The organism is Chryseobacterium camelliae, assembly GCF_030818575.1.
GTDB classification, from domain to species: domain Bacteria; phylum Bacteroidota; class Bacteroidia; order Flavobacteriales; family Weeksellaceae; genus Chryseobacterium; species Chryseobacterium camelliae_A.
This window is the reverse complement of the sequence record NZ_JAUTAL010000001.1, coordinates 3,440,135-3,457,102: the sequence shown is the minus strand read 5'-3', so window position 1 is coordinate 3,457,102 and position 16,968 is coordinate 3,440,135. Positions and strand designations below refer to the sequence as shown.

Genomic DNA, 16,968 nt, shown 5'->3' with positions numbered 1-16,968 from the left:
CATGACTATTCCCTGCCTTTTCCAAAGTATTTGAAGATAATTATACAAATAATTCCTAATCCAATTTTTCCAATTGTTGAGATCTTATTTTCTGACAGACCATTATAAAATCAAGCCTTTGCTTTGGACTAATAATAGTAATGTTCTTGGTTTTTGTAATAATAAATACAAGATCTGTTAGATTGGAAGCATATACTGAATACCTGCCATATGGTCTTGAATTAAATATTCCAAAGTACCCCCAAAAGCCCTTCGAAGCAAACATACGTATATGCATATTGAATGCATGTGTACTTGTTTCTTTTATATCCACCAAATCATAAATGTTAATCTTTTTTATGGTGAAAACAGGTGATTTTATAAGAATATAATTATCCTTTATCAAATATTCTTTAGGATGCAAAATATACGGAACTATAGCTATTATAGCAAACAACAATAAAAGAAAATATTTCGTCACTGTTGAAGGAATATTAACATAGTCTTTTCTAAAAATAATAAAATAGTAAAGACTAATAATAAATACATTTAGCATTACTGTCAGGAATATAGACATTGCTCCCATTCTAGCTTTATACTTTCTTACCATAATAGTTTTTAATAAATATTTCTTTTATTTTCAGATATATGATATTTTTATCATCAAGATAGAGTATCAATGCTGCAGCCATAGAGCAGAAAAAGGAGACTAAACCATGAGTAAAAATAATGCTCAGGTGAAAAATCAATCCAATAATTAAAAAGATATACTTTAACTTTCTATTTGTAGCCAATATACATGCAAAAAGTAAAAGTTCTAAAATAATGACAGACCATGTAAATAGGGGGGCAAACTTACTTAATGTAAAAATATTGTAAATTTTCTGTATCCAAACCGGCGCTCCAAATACGTTGTGCGTAAACCAATAATATGCACAGGTTCCATTTCTCCACTCTTCATTGTATAGTTTTCCGATACCCGAATGCAGATATATGATAGCAACTTGAAGTATAATCAAAAAGTAATATACATTAAAAAAAACATTAACAGGCTTTCTGCCTTCACTTTTTCTTTCTGGCCTCCATTGATTTAACCGGTTATCAAATAAACATATAAGAACAAGCAGAATGGTAAGGTTTGAGGCAATCTGATCACCACCTTCCACAACCAAGAAACTATTACAAATGCTATAATGTACCCATGCTTGTAATAGACCTGTTACTTGAGGAATAAAGCCTGTAAATACGGATAACAGGATCAGGATAGAAACATATTTTCCCACCTCCAAACCTAAGAAATAGAAAATACTAAAATTAGTGAGTGGTATATTTCTTACGAATATCATATCCTGTTTATTCGCTAATAACTCAAAATCAGCTAATTCTGGAACATTATTGAATAAAAGAGTTAATAAAGCACCTAAGGCGAATATAGATCGGACAAATGCTAAACGCTCGTTAAATATAGATTTTCTTTCCAAAAATAAAATTAATGATTTCATTTCCTGATAAGATTTATAGGGAAAACTACGAATTTGGAAGGGTATTCTGGGCTTTGATTTAATAAAGACCAAGGAGGAATAATTTCTAATGAAATTAAGTATTTTCCATTAAAATTTTTAATACTTTTATTGTCTATTATGATATTTGAGTAATGTAAAGTGTCAGACTTTACCCTATCCAAAATATTTAATTCAGACTTTGCAGTTATTGTAAATGATTTAACAGAATCTTCTTTAATACGTTGTATAATATTTCCTATTTCAATATTTAATACTCGATTGTGCCTAGATATACCAAAATAATATTCAGAGGAGAAATTTCTAAGATTAAGATATTTTATCTTATTTCCTTTTACAGAAAAGATATGAATTTTTGGATCTTTTGAAGTTTTAGTAAAAAAAGCCCAACCTTCCGGAAAAAACGAAACGTAGGATGCTTTTATGCTCTGGCTATTGTTAAGAGGGTTGTTTCCTAAATAAACACTGAGGAGTTTAAAGAATATGAATAAAACAACAAATAGCCCTGAAAAAAGAGCTATTATTGAGTATATGCTTATTTTTTTCATGTAAAAATACTTATATCCCCTCTAACTGTATTGTTACATCTGAAGTAAATTTTTCTTGTAAATAAGGAGTATCCATTCCTGTCTCTGGCGCAAATAAAAATACAGCTATTGCACCTACCACCACTACAGCTCCTGCTACTGCTACAACTGCCCAAACAACAGTGTCAGTATCGAACCAAACCGTATCCCCAGCCTGTATTTTGACTTTTTTCGCTTTTGAAGCAACCTCTGGGACTGATGTAGAGCTGCTGATGTCACTTTGTCCTTTGATCTGTGTCGCATAAACATTTGTAAGATCTGTTGCTGTTGCATCATTAATTTGAGCTAAAGCTATTGTTTCTTTTCTTACAAGTTCAGCAGCACTTTTTATAGCAGCTTCAACTTTGTAATAATCACCAGAAGAGATGTTTTTTCTAAAATTCTCCATATAGCCAGGATTTGAAGATTCAATATTATTAACAACCTTATTTTGAAATACTTCAATCTCTGCAATTTTTGTATTGTCAGTAATAAAGTTTCTAAAGTTTAACTCTTTGAAATCTGCTAGGCTATTAGCGATATCTCCTTCAAAAAACATCACTCCTTTGAAGACATCAGTATCACTAAGCGATGATATTTTTGAAAAATTACTACTGGGTTTTTGATTTTTGATTTCAATACTCTGATTGTCACGAGTATCACCTTGACTACAGGACATGTTTAAAAACGAAGCAAGTAATGTACCTAGTATGACAGGGTGGCTTGCGATTTTTCTTAGAGATTTCATAATGTTATTAATTATTAGGTTAGCTTTCAAATTTATGATAAATTTTGAAAAAAACAATTAGTTCGTTAAATTTTAATTAATAATACCTAAAAAAAACTACTGTCCTCAGTGCTTAGGTTCAAAGTAGTAAAAAATGGATTAAAAATTACGGGTACTCATAATTTGTATGCAATAAGAGGTTGGCTCCCGAAAAGTAAAGAAACCGCATTAAAAATAGAATCTTTATAAAACAAATTTACTGATGCTGTATTTTATTTTTGTTGATCCGGTTATAAAGGTTTGCCGGAGTCGAGTTGTAGTGTTTTGCTATAAATTTTTTGATAGAATCATTTTTAAGTAAAGCCTCTATTTTCAATTTGTGATCATCAAGTTTACTTCTTTTTGGTGCAGGAAGTCTCCGGAATAACATATTTTGTAATCAGAGTAGTTGCAAATATTATATTTATAAGTCTGATGCGTACAAGAATAATATTGCTTTAAAAAGTTGTTGTAACCAGATCCATCTATCATAATATAGAAAAAGACAGCCTTTTGGACTGTTTAAAAACACAAATTACTCCCGAATATATTTTGAAACATTTATAATTTTCATCAAACATGTATGAGTAGGCGAAGTAGATTCATGTGCAATTCTCGCTGCATTAAGCTTTTCTTCAAAATGGGTAATATTAAAGTGTTCTACCAAATATTCAAGTAACAGTAATTTTAATAATTCTGTGTCAGCTGACATTACATGAAATCATAATTATAAATTAATCTTCCTAATTTTGGATGCTAATCCCTGATCTCCTCTTTGGTCCTTCACTTTTACGAAACTAATCTTTTGTAAAAAACCGGATCAGATCGTCACAAAAAAAGAGAGCTACATTGCTGTAACTCTCTTGGCTCCTCCTGCTGGGCTCGAACCAGCGACCCTCTGATTAACAGTCAGATGCTCTAACCGACTGAGCTAAGGAGGAATGTCCTTATGTTTTAAGTGGTGCAAATATAGGACGAATATTTATACCAGACAAATTTTTGGAATAATTTTTTTACGATTATAATTTCCCGGTAAATATTTTGAAAATATCACTTCCGAAAATCAACAGCATCAGACCCAGAAGAAATATAACACCGATCATCTGTGCATTTTCCAGCACTTTCTGCGGTACCGGTTTTCCTACAATCATTTCATAAAGCGTAAAAATAACGTGGCCCCCGTCCAGTCCCGGAATCGGAATAAGGTTCAGGAAGGCCAGCCAGATGGAGAACATCGCAGTGAAACTCCAGAATGCTGCCCAATTGATTACGAAACCGCCATTGGCATCCCTGTCTACAGGCATGGATTTTACGATTGCTATGGGTCCTCCTACGTTTTTATATCCCTGGATTTTTGAATTGAACATAATTTTGAACTGCTTTACCTGCATGGTAAGGGCTTCAATAGTCCTTGTCAATCCTCTAGGAATTGCCTCCCCGAAAGAATATTTTTTATCGGTGATCACATTGGCAATGCCTTTCTGATTTACTCCAACGCCTAATTTACCGTTTTTGTCCACGGAGGCAGATAAAGTTTCCGGTTTTCCGTTTCTCAATACTTCAATGGATACGGTTTTGCCTTTGTTCTGGTTTAAAACAGAGCTAGCTTCATCAAAATAAGAAGTAGGGGTTCCGTTGATCGATACTACTTTATCGCCTTTCTCCAATCCAGATGCCTTTGCTGAAGGGCTGGCAAGGGAATCGATTACCATCGGGAATCTTGGCGTAATGTACAGTTTGGCTTCTCTTTGTTTGATCACATCAGCTACACCATTTTCATTTACTTTAAAAGTTACTTCCTTACCGCCTCTTAAAACGGTAACCTGGTCGCTGAAAAGGATGTTAATGGAAGTGTTTTCAAGCCTTTCTGCCGGCTTGCCGTCAACACTGATGATTTTGTCTCCGTTCTGGAATCCCATTTTCCGTCCGGCTTCAGTTACTCCAATGCCTTCTTTGAACTTCGTGAGGTCGGTATATGTTTCCCCATTGAAAAAAGACAGGCAGCTGTAGATCAGCCATGCAAGGAAAAAGTTTACGGTAACGCCACCCATCATGATAATCAGTCTCTGCCATGCCGGTTTTGCCCTGAATTCCCATGGCTGGGCCGGCTGCTTCAGTTGCTCCGTATCCATGCTCTCGTCTACCATTCCGGCAATTTTTACATATCCTCCGAAAGGAAGCCAGCCGATCCCGTATTCGGTTTCACCGATCTTTTTCTTGACAACGGAAAACCATGGATCAAAGAACAGGTAGAATTTTTCAACTTTGGTTTTGAATAGTTTAGCGGGAATAAAGTGCCCGAGCTCGTGAAGAATGACTAAGATTGAAATGCTTAATATGAACTGGAAAATCTTGATTGCTAATTCCATTAATAAATTTTAGGTTTAATTTGCAAAGGTAACAATTATCAATACTATGCCAAATAAAAAAGCTCCTCTAAATGAGAAGCTTTGTCATATATTTCTTGCTGAATTACAAATTGAACGATACTCCCAGGCTGCCATTATTGCCCACTTCTGCAAATACCCCGATCCTGTCGTTAAAGAAGTAACGGGCTCCGATGTGTGCCCCGATACCGAAGTCCTTGCCTAAGACACCAAGGTCAACTCCAGGATATATGTCCCATTTTTCAGGAAGGTCCAGTGCTTCCTGAAGGTGGAAGTTCAGCCGTCCGAAAACAAAAACACGGTTGTCTTTATCATTATCCTTATACCCGTCAAAATAAGCATTCAGTCCTGCTCCTATGGAAATAAGTTTGTTGAGCCCGTAATCATAGGTTCCGGTTACCCCGGTTCCATAGCCCCATGCATTAAGGCCCAGCTGGATTTTCTGATCTCCTTTACCTGTCCATGCCTGTGCGTTGGCTGTGATTCCCGCGAATACAACCATTAAGATTAAAACCAATTTCTTCATAATATAATACCCATTAAAAGTTAGTACTGGAAATTATCCGCATCAAAAATAAAACCGAAATCATTTAAAAACCCTATTTTTATAGAAGTTTTAGAACGCTTATGAAAATTACAGGAATCAATCTGGATGTCATCTGGAAAAATAAGGAAGCGAATTTCAGGAATATAGAACAGGCCCTTGAAAGCCAGGAGGCCGACATTTTTGTCCTCCCGGAAATGTTTTCTACCGGATTCTGCATGGAAGCATCTGAAGTGGCGGACAGTCATGAAGAATCCCTGTCATTTCTGAGAACAATGGCAAAAGAAAAAAATGCTGCTTTTTGCGGAAGTGCGCCGGTAAAGCAGGAAGGTAAATTCTATAACCGGATGTACTTTGTGCATCCTGACGGGCAAACGGATTTTTACGACAAAAGGCACCTCTTTTCTTTTTCCGGAGAAGATGAGGTTTATACACCCGGTAAAGAACGGGTTATTGTTCATTATAAAGGATTCCGGATCCTGCTTCAGGTCTGCTATGATCTCAGGTTTCCTGTATTTGCCAGGAATAATGATGATTATGATATGATCATTTATGTCGCCAACTGGCCGGAAAAAAGGGCAGACGCATGGGAACACCTGCTTAAAGCGCGTGCTATTGAAAATCTGTGCTTTGTTTTCGGCCTGAACAGGATCGGGACAGACGGGAATGATCTTTTCTACAGGGAAAGTTCGCATTGTTTTTTCGCTGACGGTAAAGAGATCGCCGTTAAAGAAGGAAATATCATTTCTGCAGATCCGGACTTACAGGAGCTTTTGGAGTTCAGGAAGCATTTCAGGTTCCTGGATGACCGGGATCATTTTACCATCAAGCTATAAAATAAACGGCTGAACTTGTTTTTGAGTTCAGCCGATGAATCTAAGCATATTGCTGGAGAAGCCGTGTAAGAGTATTGACGTCATGCACGCCGCTTTCTTTCCAGAGCAGTTCTCCATTTTTAAAGATTGCCAGGGTAGGAACTCCCCGTACTCCATACTGTGAGGCGATAGCAGGATATTGGTCTACATCTACTTTTATAATCCTGGCTCCTTCGCCTATATTTTCCTTTACAGTGGTTAAGACTGATGACTGCACTTTGCAGGGCTGGCACCAGGTAGCAAAAAAATCGATCAGAACAGGGCGCTCCGAATCAATGATTTCCTGAAATTTTTGTGACATAGTGTATACTTTAATGGTTTTCGGTATTGTTGAGGTGCTGTATCGCCTGTATATTCTTCCATGTTGTGCCGTCATAGGCCTTTATCCTGTTTTTTTTCAGGATCTGCATAGCCTGATCAGCCTGTATTCCTTTATTGCAGAAAACGACCACCTTCTTGCCTTTAAGCTCATTGATCCGCTTCGGAAGTTCCCTGAGTGGGATATTTACCGCGCGATCTGCAGTTCCCTCTCTGTACTGCTCAGGAATTCTAACGTCCACTAAAACAACATCTGCACTGTTGATTATATCAGTTAATCTGTTGTCCGTCTGGCTGATGCTGGCAATATTTTTACAGGCGCTTAGCATGATGCTCATGCATACAGAAGTTATGACAGCTATATGCCTCATTACTGTTACAGTACTTTTGACTGGCATACAAAACTTGTCGTCGGAATCTTTTCAGTCTTCTTAATTCCGTTATATCCGCCTTCTATTTCTGTAAAGTTCCTGATCCCTCTTGCGTTCAGTATGCTTGCGGCAATCATGCTGCGATAGCCTCCCGCACAGTGGATGAAGAAATGCTCTGAGCTGTCTATGGTCCCCGCCCAGTCACTGATGTTGTCTAAAGGCTTATTATAGGCATTTTCAACATGCTCTGCTGAATATTCTGTCAGTTTTCTTACATCAATAACCTTGGCGTCCGTACTGAACTGCTCAGCAAATTCGGCCGGGGAAATCCTTCTGATTTCATCGATTTCGTTTCCTGAATTCTTCCAGGCTTCGAAACCGCCCTGAAGGTATCCCAGAACATTATCGAAGCCCACGCGGCTGAGCCTGGTGATGGCTTCCTGTTCACTTCCCTGTTCAACCACCAGAATGATAGGGTGCTGCACATCCACAATCATGTTTCCTACCCAGGGTGCAAAGTCTCCTTTTAAGCCGATGTTAATAGAATTGGGAATAAATCCTTTATGAAACTCTCCCTGACTTCTCGTATCCAGGATCAGTGCTCCGGTATCTTCAGCGATGGCTTCCAGGTCAGCCGGATCAATTGGATTCAGTCCTTTGCTCATAACGTGGTCAATACTTTCATAGCCGTTTTTGTTCAACGCGACATTCATTCCGAAATACTTCGGAGGAGCTGTAAGGCCGTCCAGTACTTCTCTTATAAAAGATTCTTTGTCTGGCTGGTTAAGCGCATAATTGGTTTTCTTCTGGTTGCCTAAAGTATCAACCGTCTCTTTCTGCATATTTTTTCCGCATGCAGAACCCGCTCCATGGGCCGGATAAACGGTAATGCTGTCATCAAGCGGCATAATTTTATTCTGAAGGCTTTCGTATAGTATGCCTGCCAGATCCTCCTGCGTAAGGTTGGTTGCCTTTTGGGCCAGATCAGGTCTGCCGACATCTCCCAGAAAAAGGGTATCTCCGGTGAAAATGGCTGTTTCAGTACCGGTTTCATCAGTCAGGAGGAATGTGGAGCTTTCCATGGTATGGCCCGGCGTATGCAGCACTTTGATTGTAATATCTCCGATATTGAAAACCTGGTTATCCTCAGCAATAATAGCTTCAAAATCAGGTTCGGCTGTGGGTCCGTATACGATAGGGGCACCCGTTTTCTTACTTAAATCAAGATGTCCCGAAACAAAATCAGCATGGAAGTGGGTTTCAAAAATATACTTTAACGTGACACCATCTTTTTCCAGGCGTTCCAGATAAGGTGTTACTTCCCTCAGAGGGTCTATGATGGCTGCTTCATTTCCGGACACAATGTAATAGGCACCCTGAGCCAGGCATCCTGTATATATTTGTTCAACTTTCATTATGGTTGTAGCGGTTTGTTAATAGTACAAAAATCGTGTTTATTTTTTTAAAAGAAGGCAAAATAAAAAATCACTATTAATAGAAGAAATCTATAAAGTATCTTCAGCTTCAATTAATCCTCTAATTTAGCCAAAAGATGGTTGATCTGCAACAGCAGGCTAAAATAACTGATGGCTTATTGACAAGGGTTTTATAAAAAATTTTATATTTAGAACTTTAAAAAAACAATAATGACATCTAAAACACAATTCATTGAAGAACTTAATGCAAGATATACACCTAAAGGTGAACATATTATACTGGGAAAAGGCATGCTGGACGGCGAAGTCGTACCGGAAGTCAATGTAACCATCCCTTTAAAAACCATTAACCGCCACGGCCTTATTGCCGGAGCTACCGGGACGGGAAAAACAAAAACCTTACAGGTCTTTGCAGAACAGCTTTCTCATGCCGGAATTCCTTCGTTGGTCCTGGATATCAAAGGCGATTTTTCGGGCATCGCCGAAGCGGGAACAATGAATCCAGCCATAGAGGAAAGGTATTCGCGAACCCAGTTGCCCTATCAGCCTCAGTCTTTTCCGGTAGAACTCATGACCATTTCCGGCGAAAGAGGAGTGAAGCTGCGCGCCACAGTCACAGAATTCGGCCCTGTGCTGCTCAGCAAAATCCTGCAGCTGAATGACACCCAGCAGAGCATCATGTCTATTGTCTTTAAGTATTGTGATGATAAAGGACTGCCGCTTATTGATCTGGATGACCTTAAAAAAGTGCTTCAGTATGTAACGGACAATGCGCAGGGGAAAGCGGAGCTGGCTGCCAATTATGGGTCCATCGCTTCATCATCTTTGGGTGCGATCCTTAGATCCATTGTTGCCCTGGAACAACAGGGAGCCACGAAATTTTTCGGTGAACTGAGTTTTGACGTTCATGACCTTTTACAGACACGGGATGGCAAAGGAGTCGTTAATATTCTCCGGGTTGCTGATATCCAGAATAAGCCACAGCTTTTTTCAACCTTCATGCTTTCCCTTTTTGCTGAAATTTACATGACTTTCCCGGAAGAGGGCGATAGTGGAAAGCCTAAGCTGGTTTTATTTATAGATGAGGCTCACTTGATATTCGATGAGTCATCCAAGGCTTTGGTTTCCCAGATCGAAACTATGGTAAAACTGATCCGCTCTAAAGGAGTGGGAATTTATTTCATTACCCAGATTCCCGGAGATGTGCCTGAAGCAGTCTTGTCTCAGCTCGGACTGAAGATACAGCATGCCTTAAGAGGGTTTACGGCAAAAGATAAGAAAGAAATTTCCAAGGCGGTGGAAAATTATCCGACGACAACATTTTACGATGCACCTACCTTGATTCAGAACCTTGGGATCGGAGAAGCTTTTGTGACGGCTCTGGATGAAAAAGGGATTCCGACTCCGCTGGTGCATACCTATCTCATTTCGCCTGAATCCAGAATGGATGTCCTGAATGATGCTGAAATCTCTGAGTTGACATCGAAATCAGCTTTAGTGGCTAAATATGACCAGGTGATCAATCGTGAATCTGCATATGAAATCCTGGTAAAAAGAATGGAGACAGCAGTACAGAATGCGGAACCTGACCAGAAAGCCAAGCCTGCCAAAGAGGAGCCGGGAATGTTTGAACAGATCCTGCAAAGCAAAGCCGGAAAGACCTTTACCAGTACCCTGATGCGGGAAGGAGCCAAGGCAATTTTGGGAATGCTTGGGCTGGGCGGAAGGCGGAGATAGGTGATGCATGCCGGTGGTACACCCTAAGTATTTATATTTGCATTGTATGCTTCATTACGGCTGAAATTTTGGATTAAATTTTGCAGACTCATGTTATGGCATAAGCCGTGTTGGCTTTTTAACATAATTTTTTTTATTTTAGCAGATTTTCGGTGGCTGTTTTGGTAGCTACACGGATGGCCCAAGCAGCAGTAAAGAGAGAACCCAGAATGTATTCGATTATAGACATAGAAAGTAATGGTGCAGGTTACAGGAAAGAATGCATTATTGATATTGCGATCTACCGGTATGATGGACAGAAGATTGTAGACCAGTTTATTTCTTTGGTTAACCCAGAAAGCGATATTACCCCATTTGTGCAAAGACTTACGGGCATTACCCCTAAGATGGTTAAAACTGCGCCAAAATTTCATGAAATTGCTAAAAGAGTGATCGAAATTACACAGAATACCACCCTGGTCGGCCACAATATCGAATTTGATTACAGAATGCTTCGCCAGTCCTTCCAAAGCCTGGGGTATACTTTTGAAATCAACACCCTGGATACGATTCCTCTTGCTAAGAAACTAATTCCTGATGAGGTCAGCTACTCGTTGGGTAAACTGGTGAAGTCACTGGGTATCCCTTTAGTAAGCCATCACAGGGCTGATGGCGATGCGAGGGCTACACTTGAACTCTTCAGGCTCCTGATTCTGAAAGATACCGAAAATGAGATTATCAGCAAGCAATATGAGGAAACCAATGCCAAAAGCTATGTAAATAAGATCAGAATATTAACCCAGGACCTGCCGAATGAAAAAGGATTCGTTTATTTTCAGAGTGGGAACGGAGATATTATATTTTCTGATCACGTACAGAATATCAATAAATTCTCTAAAAAAATATTCAACTCTAAATCCAAAAGATGGGAGGAAGTACAGGCCCAGGTGCAACAGATCAATTATGAGATTACAGGGATAGATATCATTGCTAAGCTGATCTTGAGTTCCAGGAATATAAGAAAGAGGGAGCATCTTCCTTTCGGTCTTTATTATAGGAATGATACCTATGTGGTAGAGAAAAACAAGCTCAATAAGACAGAGCGGCCAATCCTGAAATTCAAATCCTTTACCCAGGGTTCAAAAGCTGTTCAGTTCATCACTTCACAGGACGAATTCAGTGACGTTAATTCGCTCAGAAATATGATAGATTTTAAAAAGCGCAATGAATTATGGCTGGGAACGGGCAGGAGGCTGGGTGAAAAACTTTTTCTGATCATTGAGAACGGCAGGGTGGCTTCTTATGGTTTTTATGAGCTTTTCACGCAGATTCAGACCATGAGTAAGCTGTCTAAACTGAAAATTGACCTCCCTTTGCAAACACCGGATCTCAACAATGAACTGCAGCTTGCATTGCTTCGTGGTGATTTTGAGACACTACCGTTGCCAAAATAGGCAGCTATTTCTTACATTTGCACTTCCTTAATAACAAAAAAGAAGATACTTACCAATTATGAATGCAACAGATTTGCTACAGATTGCCAATGAATATGGCACACCGGTGTATGTTTATGATGCCGAATCCATTAAGACTCAATATGAGAAACTTACCTCTTCTTTTTTAAAACACACCAAGTTCTTCTATGCAGCGAAGGCATTAACTAATATTAATATCCTTAAATACGTCAAGAGCCTGGGTGCATCCCTGGACTGTGTATCTATCAATGAAGTTAAACTCGGGCTGAAAGCAGGCTTTCCGAAAGAAAAAATATTGTTTACACCTAATTGTGTAGACCTGGCAGAGATTGAAGAGGCTATGCATCATGGCGTGCATATTAATATCGATAATATGTCTATCCTGGAACAGTTCGGGAATAAATATGGAAATACGTATCCTATCTTCGTAAGAATTAACCCGCATATTTTTGCAGGCGGAAACTATAAAATTTCTACCGGGCATATCGATAGTAAATTCGGGATCTCCATCCACCAGCTAAGGCATATTGAAAGAGTGATGAAGACTACTGACCTGAATGTAGAAGGGCTGCATATGCATACCGGAAGCGAGATCAAAGATCCCGAAGTTTTCCTTCAGGCATTGGATATCATGCTTGAACTGGCAGAAAATTTCCCGAATCTTAAATACCTGGATATGGGAAGCGGTTTTAAAATCCCTTATCGTGGTAGTGAAGAAGAAACAGATGTAAAAACGTTAGGTAAAAAAGTAGAGAAAGTAATTGCAGATTATTCCAAAACTACGGGAAGAAAGTTTGAACTGTGGTTTGAGCCGGGAAAATTCCTCGTGGGGAAAAGCGGCTACCTTCTGGTAAAGGCCAATGTGATCAAACAAACGACAGCAACTGTTTTCGTAGGAGTTAATTCAGGATTTAATCACCTCATCCGTCCTATGTTCTATGATTCTTACCATGTTATTGAAAACCTTTCCAATCCTAAAGGAGCTGAAAGGATTTATACGGTGGTAGGGAATATCTGCGAAACCGATACATTTGCCTGGGACAGGAAGCTGAATGAAGTAAGGGAAGGCGATATCCTCGTATTCAATAATGCTGGGGCTTATGGTTTTGAAATGAGCTCTAATTTCAATTCAAGGCTGAAACCTGCCGAGGTTTTATTCCTGGACGGTAAAGCCCACCTCATCCGTAAGCGTGATGAATTTGAGGATTTACTGAAAAATCAGATCGAAGTATTGTAAACTCATCAGGATAAATTATACAATCATTTATATCAGCTCCGCACTTGTGCGGGGCTTTTGTTTTTTAAGAATATTTTAGCAGGTAAAACGGCTGCCGTTCGTGATTTTTTAGCTAAATTTGATTAGGTCACATTTTCCTGACTTTCTATATTCCATTTCCTTTAACGGTTAACAACCAAAAAAAATTAAATAGTAACACCCAAAGAATATTAATTATGGCTAAAAACATAGCTGAGCAGATTGTTGAGATGCTCGAAAGTGCCCAGGTAAAAAGAATTTATGCAGTAACCGGCGACAGCCTTAACCATCTGAATATCGCCGTAAAGAAAAGCAGCATTGAATGGATTCATGTGAGACATGAAGAAGCAGGTGCCTATGCTGCCGCTGCTGAAGCAGAACTTGATGGTTTTGCCGTTTGTGCAGGAAGCTGCGGGCCCGGGCATATCCACCTGATCAACGGGGTATATGAGGCACATCGTTCCCATCTTCCGATGCTGGTGATCGCCTCCACCATCCAGAGCGATGAAATGGGAATGGATTATTTCCAGGAAACCAATACCATCAAGCTCTTTGATGACTGCAGCTATTACAATCAGATGATCACCAGGCCGGAGCAGGTGGAACGCACGGTACAGACTGCCATCCAGCATGCCATCTCCAAAAAAGGGGTTGCTGTGATCGGGCTGCCGGGAGATGTTTCCGAGCTGGAAGCCGAGGAATCTGTTACTTCTTCCCAGATATTCAGGACCAATCCGGTGATACGCCCTTCGGATGAGGAACTTCAGCGCCTTGCTGATATCATTAACGAAAACAAGAAGGTAACCCTGTTCTGTGGCATTGGTGCCGAAAATGCAGCAAATGAGGTTATTCAGCTGTCTAAATACCTGAAGGCGCCGGTAGGCTATTCATTCAGGGGAAAAATGGCCATACAGCCCAATAATCCTAATGAAGTTGGATTAACGGGCTTGTTGGGGCTTCCTTCAGCTTATCACGCAATGCACGAAGCAGATCTGGTAGTTTTGTTAGGGACCGATTTCCCGTATAAAAAATTCATGCCGGTCAAGAATAAGATCGTTCAGATCGATGAAAGTGCAGAAAGGCTTGGCCGGAGAGCAAAACTTGAACTGGGCTTGTCCGGAGATATCAAAGAAACCTTAAGGGCATTGCTTCCCCTTCTAAAAGAAAAAACCGATACAAATTTCCTTAATCAGCAACTGGAATTCTATGAAAAAGTAAAAGAAAACCAGATGACCTATGTGAAAGATCCCGGTAAAGAAGATGCAATTCAGCCGGAATATGTAACCTATCTCCTGGACCGGATTGCTGAAAAGGATGCCATATTTACGGTAGATACAGGAATGTGCTGCGTGTGGGGTGCCAGATTCATCAGCGGTACCGGCGAAAGGAAGATGCTGGGGTCATTCAATCACGGCTCTATGGCTAATGCGATGCCAATGGCCATAGGTGCTTCATTGGCTTACCCCGGAAAACAGGTGATTGCCATGTGTGGCGACGGAGGATTATCCATGTTATTAGGCGATATGGCCACCATTCTTCAGTACAGGCTGCCTGTAAAATTGATTGTCTTCAACAATAGGGCTCTGGGAATGGTAAAGCTGGAAATGGAAGTAGGAGGATTGCCCGATAATGAAACCGATATGATCAATCCTGATTTCGCTATGATTGCCCAGGCTATGGGGTATCCCGGCAAAAACGTACGTCATCCTGAAGAAGTGGAGCAGGCCCTTAAAGAATGCCTTAACCATACAGGACCCTATCTCCTCAATATATTCACAAACCCGAATGCGCTGGCACTTCCTCCAAAAATAGAAATGAACCAGGTATTGGGAATGACGAAATCCATGGCACAGCTGATGCTCGGCGGGAAAATGGAAGAGGTGATGGACACCGTGAAGAGCAATTACAAGCATATTAAAGACCTGTTATGATTAGTGATTCCCTGAAGAAGTTTTATATCATTGCCTGGGTTTTCGGGCTTGTTTTCTATTTTCTTGATTATGTCATCAGGTCTGCGCCGGCAGTAATGATCCCGGAGCTCGTCAGCAATTTCAACACGACGGAGCTGAAGCTGATCAGTATGGTGGGGACATATTATTACACATATTCCACCTGCAGCCTTATTGCAGGGATTGCCCTGGACAAATTCGGAGGTAAACGCTCCATATTTGCAGGTACTTTTATTCTGGGAATTGGCTGCTTGCTGTTTCTTTTTTCCAGTCAGGTTTCAGGTATTACAGGAAGGCTTTTGCAGGGAGCGGGATGTGCTTTTGCATTTCCCGGTTGTGTATATCTTGCAAGCAAAGGATTTTCCTCGAAATCCCTGGCAACCGCCATCGGGGTAACGCAGTGCATAGGCATGCTTGGCGGAACAGCCGGACAGTTTATGGTAGGGCCGTGGATCAAAGAAGGGATGAATATTGATACCTTCTGGCTTTGGTCCGGAATCATCACCCTTATTACAGCTGTCGTACTGTTTTTTGTGATTCCCGGCGAAACAAAGGAAAATAACCGGGAGGAAAAGGCTTTAGGCTACCTGGAACCCTATAAAATAGTTTTCAGGAATCCCCAATCCTGGCTTTGTGGAATCATTTCCGGGCTGTTATTTGCCCCCACCACTATTTTTGCGATGACCTGGGCGGTAGCATTTTTTGAAAAAGATAAGGGTTTTGAATTCTCTGATGCTGCGATTACGAGTGCTATGGTAGCTTTCGGCTGGGTATTCGGCTGTCCTTTATTAGGATTTATAACGGATAAGATTGGCTTAAGAAAACCAGTCCTTGCAGGAGGAGCAATCTTGATGATCCTAAGCCTGCTCCAGCTGATATATCTTCCGGATCTGTATCCGGCCAAGATAAGCATGTTTGTTCTTGGGTTGGGTTCAGGAGCGGCGATGATTCCGTATTCGGTGATTAAGGAAGCAAATCCGGACTATGTTAAAGGAAGTGCTACGGGAGCCATCAATTTTATTACTTTCGGGGTCACGACGCTGCTTAATCCTGTATTCAGCAGGTGGTTTGGAAAAAGCCTCGGAAATGTGCCGGGAACCATACACTTCCAGCATTCAGTCCTGTTCTGGATTGCCGGAATTGTACTGGCGATTTTGGTTTCGTTACTACTGAGGGAGACTGGAAGAAAAGTAAATGTTTCAGCAGACTGACCGTTGCAGATCAATACAAAGGAAAACTTCATATGACCTGTGGAGTTTTTCTTTCTTCAACTTTCTGAAAGATTTATCTTTGTTATAGAAATTATACTCATTGATTATGAAAACCTTAATCTTGTTCCTTGGGCTTTTAATGGCGAATTTCTGTTTGGCGCAATATGATGTGGAGGACAGGGATGATACTTTTATCACGGAGAGCAGCAATAATAAAAATATTCTGAAAATAGATATCAGGGAGCCATTCTTTCAGGTGGCCGCCAAAAACTGCGGTGATTTCAAAGCAGCGGACATTGAAGGCGGGGTCACCGCTTACAGGGAAATGCTGAGAAAGAATATGTATGTTTACCTGAATACGGATTTTTATGTTCTTAATGGGGATTTTACTTTCACATTGACAATAGATGAGAACGGGGAAGTAGCGGATATTGAAGGTTCTCCAAAGGTAGCCAACAGCCAGATTTTCTTTGATGATATGAAATACATAATGCGCAGGCTCAAAAAGAGCTGGATTCCCGCTACCTGTAACGGGAAACCTATTGCCTCTAAAATAAAGATCAAAATGAACCTTTCTTCTATTTCTACAGATCTGTAATA

At 40.2% G+C, this 16,968-nt stretch carries 16 protein-coding genes and 1 tRNA gene; 7 read left to right on the top strand and 10 right to left on the bottom strand.

The features are described from left to right. Positions 1-55: 55 nt before the first annotated feature. The 7 genes from QE404_RS15805 to QE404_RS15775 all read right to left on the bottom strand — a co-directional run bounded on the left by QE404_RS15805 (position 56) and on the right by QE404_RS15775 (position 5,744). A complete protein-coding gene (locus tag QE404_RS15805) occupies positions 56-589 on the bottom strand; it encodes a PH domain-containing protein (protein WP_307454002.1) in 534 nt (177 codons plus the stop codon). Continuing rightward, positions 573-1,481 (bottom strand): sporulation-delaying protein SdpB family protein, encoded by a 909-nt coding sequence (locus QE404_RS15800; protein ID WP_307454000.1) that lies wholly within the window; start codon positions 1,479-1,481, stop codon positions 573-575. The genes QE404_RS15805 and QE404_RS15800 overlap by 17 nt, the downstream gene beginning before the upstream one ends. Continuing rightward, complete coding sequence (locus QE404_RS15795; RefSeq protein ID WP_294275660.1) at positions 1,478-2,047, bottom strand: SdpA family antimicrobial peptide system protein; 570 nt, start codon at positions 2,045-2,047, stop codon at positions 1,478-1,480. Before QE404_RS15795 ends, QE404_RS15800 begins: the two co-directional genes overlap by 4 nt. 10 nt (positions 2,048-2,057) lie before the next feature. Then, positions 2,058-2,813, bottom strand: coding sequence for a hypothetical protein (locus QE404_RS15790; RefSeq protein ID WP_307452075.1), 756 nt, complete (start codon positions 2,811-2,813; stop codon positions 2,058-2,060). Positions 2,814-3,695: 882 nt separating this feature from the next. Beyond that, positions 3,696-3,772 (bottom strand) — tRNA-Asn (locus tag QE404_RS15785). Positions 3,773-3,850: 78 nt separating this feature from the next. Then, on the bottom strand, positions 3,851-5,200 hold the full coding sequence (gene rseP / locus QE404_RS15780; protein WP_307452073.1) for an RIP metalloprotease RseP: 1,350 nt from the start codon (positions 5,198-5,200) through the stop codon (positions 3,851-3,853). 103 nt (positions 5,201-5,303) lie between these two features. After that, the gene (locus QE404_RS15775; RefSeq protein ID WP_307452072.1) at positions 5,304-5,744 is read right to left on the bottom strand and encodes a DUF6646 family protein; all 441 of its coding nucleotides are present in this window, start codon (positions 5,742-5,744) and stop codon (positions 5,304-5,306) included. A gap of 101 nt (positions 5,745-5,845) precedes the next feature. Here QE404_RS15775 and QE404_RS15770 point away from each other — a divergent pair, with 101 nt between their 5' ends. Continuing rightward, the gene (locus tag QE404_RS15770; protein ID WP_307452069.1) at positions 5,846-6,598 is read left to right on the top strand and encodes a nitrilase family protein; all 753 of its coding nucleotides are present in this window, start codon (positions 5,846-5,848) and stop codon (positions 6,596-6,598) included. 40 nt (positions 6,599-6,638) lie between these two features. Here QE404_RS15770 and QE404_RS15765 read toward each other — a convergent pair whose 3' ends face one another. From QE404_RS15765 to QE404_RS15755, 3 genes are read right to left on the bottom strand one after another with little or no spacing between them, the layout of a single operon-like run. Further along, complete coding sequence (locus QE404_RS15765; RefSeq protein ID WP_307452066.1) at positions 6,639-6,938, bottom strand: thioredoxin family protein; 300 nt, start codon at positions 6,936-6,938, stop codon at positions 6,639-6,641. 10 nt (positions 6,939-6,948) lie between these two features. Next, positions 6,949-7,293 carry a rhodanese-like domain-containing protein gene (locus QE404_RS15760; RefSeq protein WP_307452063.1) on the bottom strand — a complete coding sequence of 115 codons (345 nt, stop codon included), beginning with the start codon at positions 7,291-7,293 and terminating at the stop codon, positions 6,949-6,951. A gap of 38 nt (positions 7,294-7,331) precedes the next feature. After that, complete coding sequence (locus QE404_RS15755; protein WP_307452060.1) at positions 7,332-8,741, bottom strand: MBL fold metallo-hydrolase; 1,410 nt, start codon at positions 8,739-8,741, stop codon at positions 7,332-7,334. Between the two features lie 231 nt (positions 8,742-8,972). Here QE404_RS15755 and QE404_RS15750 point away from each other — a divergent pair, with 231 nt between their 5' ends. The 6 genes from QE404_RS15750 to QE404_RS15725 all read left to right on the top strand — a co-directional run bounded on the left by QE404_RS15750 (position 8,973) and on the right by QE404_RS15725 (position 16,966). Beyond that, positions 8,973-10,499, top strand: coding sequence for a helicase HerA-like domain-containing protein (locus QE404_RS15750; protein WP_307452055.1), 1,527 nt, complete (start codon positions 8,973-8,975; stop codon positions 10,497-10,499). 209 nt (positions 10,500-10,708) lie between these two features. Beyond that, complete coding sequence (locus QE404_RS15745; RefSeq protein ID WP_307453421.1) at positions 10,709-11,932, top strand: 3'-5' exonuclease; 1,224 nt, start codon at positions 10,709-10,711, stop codon at positions 11,930-11,932. Positions 11,933-11,990: 58 nt separating this feature from the next. Next, entirely contained in the window at positions 11,991-13,190 is a 1,200-nt protein-coding gene (gene lysA, locus QE404_RS15740; RefSeq protein ID WP_307452052.1) for a diaminopimelate decarboxylase, read from the top strand. Positions 13,191-13,405: 215 nt separating this feature from the next. Then, the gene (locus QE404_RS15735; RefSeq protein ID WP_307452050.1) at positions 13,406-15,139 is read left to right on the top strand and encodes a thiamine pyrophosphate-dependent enzyme; all 1,734 of its coding nucleotides are present in this window, start codon (positions 13,406-13,408) and stop codon (positions 15,137-15,139) included. Continuing rightward, entirely contained in the window at positions 15,136-16,368 is a 1,233-nt protein-coding gene (locus QE404_RS15730; protein WP_307452047.1) for an MFS transporter, read from the top strand. The genes QE404_RS15735 and QE404_RS15730 overlap by 4 nt, the downstream gene beginning before the upstream one ends. 106 nt (positions 16,369-16,474) lie before the next feature. Further along, positions 16,475-16,966, top strand: a complete 492-nt coding sequence (locus QE404_RS15725; protein ID WP_307453998.1) for a hypothetical protein — start codon at positions 16,475-16,477, stop codon at positions 16,964-16,966. Positions 16,967-16,968 lie beyond the last annotated feature (2 nt).

Excerpts from the sequence above, each read along its gene's own strand:
- lysA (WP_307452052.1), top strand. The coding sequence starts at position 11,991 with ATGAATGCAACAGATTTGCTACAGATTGCCAATGAATATGGCACACCG.
- QE404_RS15725 (WP_307453998.1), top strand. The coding sequence starts at position 16,475 with ATGAAAACCTTAATCTTGTTCCTTGGGCTTTTAATGGCGAATTTCTGT.
- QE404_RS15770 (WP_307452069.1), top strand. The coding sequence starts at position 5,846 with ATGAAAATTACAGGAATCAATCTGGATGTCATCTGGAAAAATAAGGAA.
- QE404_RS15775 (WP_307452072.1), bottom strand. The coding sequence starts at position 5,744 with ATGAAGAAATTGGTTTTAATCTTAATGGTTGTATTCGCGGGAATCACA.
- QE404_RS15735 (WP_307452050.1), top strand. The coding sequence starts at position 13,406 with ATGGCTAAAAACATAGCTGAGCAGATTGTTGAGATGCTCGAAAGTGCC.
- QE404_RS15765 (WP_307452066.1), bottom strand. The coding sequence starts at position 6,938 with ATGTCACAAAAATTTCAGGAAATCATTGATTCGGAGCGCCCTGTTCTG.
- QE404_RS15755 (WP_307452060.1), bottom strand. The coding sequence starts at position 8,741 with ATGAAAGTTGAACAAATATATACAGGATGCCTGGCTCAGGGTGCCTAT.
- QE404_RS15750 (WP_307452055.1), top strand. The coding sequence starts at position 8,973 with ATGACATCTAAAACACAATTCATTGAAGAACTTAATGCAAGATATACA.
- QE404_RS15805 (WP_307454002.1), bottom strand. The coding sequence starts at position 589 with ATGGTAAGAAAGTATAAAGCTAGAATGGGAGCAATGTCTATATTCCTG.
- QE404_RS15790 (WP_307452075.1), bottom strand. The coding sequence starts at position 2,813 with ATGAAATCTCTAAGAAAAATCGCAAGCCACCCTGTCATACTAGGTACA.
- QE404_RS15795 (WP_294275660.1), bottom strand. The coding sequence starts at position 2,047 with ATGAAAAAAATAAGCATATACTCAATAATAGCTCTTTTTTCAGGGCTA.
- QE404_RS15760 (WP_307452063.1), bottom strand. The coding sequence starts at position 7,293 with ATGAGCATCATGCTAAGCGCCTGTAAAAATATTGCCAGCATCAGCCAG.
- rseP (WP_307452073.1), bottom strand. The coding sequence starts at position 5,200 with ATGGAATTAGCAATCAAGATTTTCCAGTTCATATTAAGCATTTCAATC.
- QE404_RS15800 (WP_307454000.1), bottom strand. The coding sequence starts at position 1,481 with ATGAAATCATTAATTTTATTTTTGGAAAGAAAATCTATATTTAACGAG.
- QE404_RS15745 (WP_307453421.1), top strand. The coding sequence starts at position 10,709 with ATGTATTCGATTATAGACATAGAAAGTAATGGTGCAGGTTACAGGAAA.
- QE404_RS15730 (WP_307452047.1), top strand. The coding sequence starts at position 15,136 with ATGATTAGTGATTCCCTGAAGAAGTTTTATATCATTGCCTGGGTTTTC.